The 2,395-nt window shown below is 68.2% G+C and carries 4 protein-coding genes; 1 reads left to right on the top strand and 3 read right to left on the bottom strand.

All coding sequences use genetic code 11. From position 1 onward, the window contains the following. Window positions 1-240 precede the first annotated feature (240 nt). The 3 genes from ACFE67_RS14890 to ACFE67_RS14900 form a co-directional block, all read right to left on the bottom strand. Window positions 241-474 carry a LysM peptidoglycan-binding domain-containing protein gene (locus ACFE67_RS14890; protein ID WP_375407650.1) on the bottom strand — a complete coding sequence of 78 codons (234 nt, stop codon included), beginning with the start codon at window positions 472-474 and terminating at the stop codon, window positions 241-243. A 126-nt stretch (window positions 475-600) separates the two neighbouring features. Next, window positions 601-1,533, bottom strand: coding sequence for a hypothetical protein (locus tag ACFE67_RS14895; protein ID WP_375407651.1), 933 nt, complete (start codon window positions 1,531-1,533; stop codon window positions 601-603). Window positions 1,534-1,664: 131 nt separating this feature from the next. Continuing rightward, window positions 1,665-2,084 carry a hypothetical protein gene (locus tag ACFE67_RS14900; RefSeq protein WP_375407652.1) on the bottom strand — a complete coding sequence of 140 codons (420 nt, stop codon included), beginning with the start codon at window positions 2,082-2,084 and terminating at the stop codon, window positions 1,665-1,667. A gap of 107 nt (window positions 2,085-2,191) precedes the next feature. Here ACFE67_RS14900 and ACFE67_RS14905 point away from each other — a divergent pair, with 107 nt between their 5' ends. Further along, window positions 2,192-2,365 carry a hypothetical protein gene (locus tag ACFE67_RS14905; protein WP_375407653.1) on the top strand — a complete coding sequence of 58 codons (174 nt, stop codon included), beginning with the start codon at window positions 2,192-2,194 and terminating at the stop codon, window positions 2,363-2,365. Window positions 2,366-2,395 lie beyond the last annotated feature (30 nt).

The following is a 2,395-nucleotide window of genomic DNA, read 5'->3' on the forward strand; positions in this document are numbered from 1 at the left end:
CTCCGACCCCGAGCAGGTCCCTCTCGCAGCACGAGCTCGCCCGCCGATGACCAGCAGATCGCGGCAGTCGAGCGCTGCGCCGCGGCGGCCTCCCTCGCAGCGTTCGCTGCGGTCATCGCTGCCGTATTCCTGGCAGCGCCCCGCGGAGTAGGTCGACGGGCAAGCCGATCGATCGACAAGCCTCGTCCCGGCCGAAACACACGGCCGACCCGCCACTAACTGATCGGCGATGGCGCCGCTTCAGGCCGCGGTCGTCAGTTGCAACGTCTCGCCGGCGAAAATCTCGAGTTCGCCTCGGCTTTCGCTCTGCAGCGCGTTCGGGCTGACCCCGAATCGGGTTGCGATGCCTTCCAACGTGTCGCCGCGAGCGACCACGTACCGATAGTGCCCGTCGCCTTCTTTGGTCGCGTGGCCGGTGGCGAATCTCCGCGAACCGCCGTCCTGGAGGACCGCCCGGTTCGGCGTCACCTGCACCGAGGCGGCGGAGGGTGACCTCAGCGCACCTCGCCTCCTCCGCCGCCGAGATCGAAGGGCGAACGCGCTCGGTGGCTGATACCGGCAGCGAGCCAGTGCTCGCCCTTGCGGCGATCGGGCCGGGTGCTAGGGCGTCGGCTCGCGGGTGGGGCTGTAGCGGAGCGCGCAGGTGGCAGGAAGGTGCGCGGTAGTGAAGGCGTCGTTGCTCGACCAGAAGCTCCGGGGTCCGACCGCGGTGACACTGCACTGGTAGCCGCCGATGAAGTAGCCCGGCTTGATGCTGGTGCGGTCGTATCGCTGCGCGATCTGGAGCAGTGCGGTCGTCGCCGAGTCGGCGGTCTCGAGGTCGACGGCGCGATCTTTCGGGGTCACGGTGCTCTGGTCGTAGTACTCTCCGCGCTTGCTCGTCGTCGCTTGTAGCCGCAGCGGAGGCAGCGTCCCCGACAGGCGGTCGAGCCATCGTCGTGCGGCATCGCCGACCGATCCCCGCGGGTAGAGCTGCAGCGTGAGGGCGTCGTTGTTGAGGTCAGGGCTTGCGTCATCCCCCCGCTGGGTCGCGATCAAGGCGCCCGAGCGCAAGTCCGTATCAGCCGCGAGCTGGTCGTACACGCGGAGCCGCGTGGCCGTCGCGGCGGCGTCCGGCGAGACGGTGAAGCCGCGGTTCCGGCACCAGATCGTCGGATGCAGCAAGTACTGGTGCTCGCGGAGGATCACCCGCCGCAACGCGGCCGTGCCATCCGCGACCTCCGAGTGCGTACAAGTCGAACCGAGACGCACGTCCGCGTAAATGTCGTCCGGTTCCGTGCCGAGGTCACCGAGCCCCGCCACGACCGTGACGCTGGTCACCCCCGGTACCCGGCGGGCGGTACCCGCGAACCGGTCCATGGCCTCGTGCGGCTCCGAGTCGCCCAGGCTGTTGAGCAGCGCGACAAGGATCGCCACCCCGGAGCCGAACACGATCGCGATCCCACCGATCACCGCCAACGCGGACACCACGAACCGGCCTACCGACCTCCGACGGCCTGCGCCGTCGGGGAGGTCGTCCTCCACCCGGGTCAAGCCGGACCTCGTGCGACGAGGCGAGGTCCTGACCGGTGCATGCAAACCACACTCCCGAGAGCACGGCGAGGAAGCCTCATTCGCAGGGACGAACTGCCTCGTCCGCTGGGGCGAGTTTAATCGCCGACCACCTAGGAGCCGACGCCCGCATAGCAGCGGGCGGCACCGGCGCCCATGGTGAAGAGGGTGCCCTCAAACAGCACCTCGGCGACGACGACACCGATCCCGGATGCGATCACGACGGCCGCAACCGCATAGACGATGCCGGACCGTGTCGAGGAGCGGCCCGCGGTCGCGATCGGTCCCAGAAGCGCCAGACCGAGGACGTGCGCCACGAGCAGTGGGAGGAGACCGAATCCTGCGCCGAACCCTTCCATCGTGGTCGTCGCCGCGAGGGCTTTGCACTGCTCGGTCATCTCCTCGAGGTACGAAGCGCCGAACCAGACCCAAGCAGCGACGAGCACGACCACGCCGGGGGCGGCCAGAAGCCAGAACGCGACCGCGGCGGCCCTGGAGGTCCATCGCGACCGGGGCAGGACGACTCGGGACACCCCTACAGTCTGCGGACTACGCGCTCGGTCCGCCACGCTCCCGCCCGCCGTGCGTGCGGGACGCGCGCTCGTGCAGTGTCTGCGAGTCGTCCACATACCGTCGCCACGTGGCCGCGGCGGCGTCGTCGCCGGTAGTATCGATGAAACCAAACTGCGTGAGCGGCGCGAAAATTCCGCCGCTGAGCACAGCCTTGAAAGGAGAAGCAGCGGGTGTACCGGTCGAAGAATTCATGGACCTGACTTGGACGATGGCGAACAAGTATTATATGGGTCTTACCTAGAGCGTGTTTCGCATGTCCCTTTTGAAGAAA

Source organism: uncultured Amnibacterium sp. (assembly GCF_964244015.1).
GTDB lineage: Bacteria > Actinomycetota > Actinomycetes > Actinomycetales > Microbacteriaceae > Amnibacterium.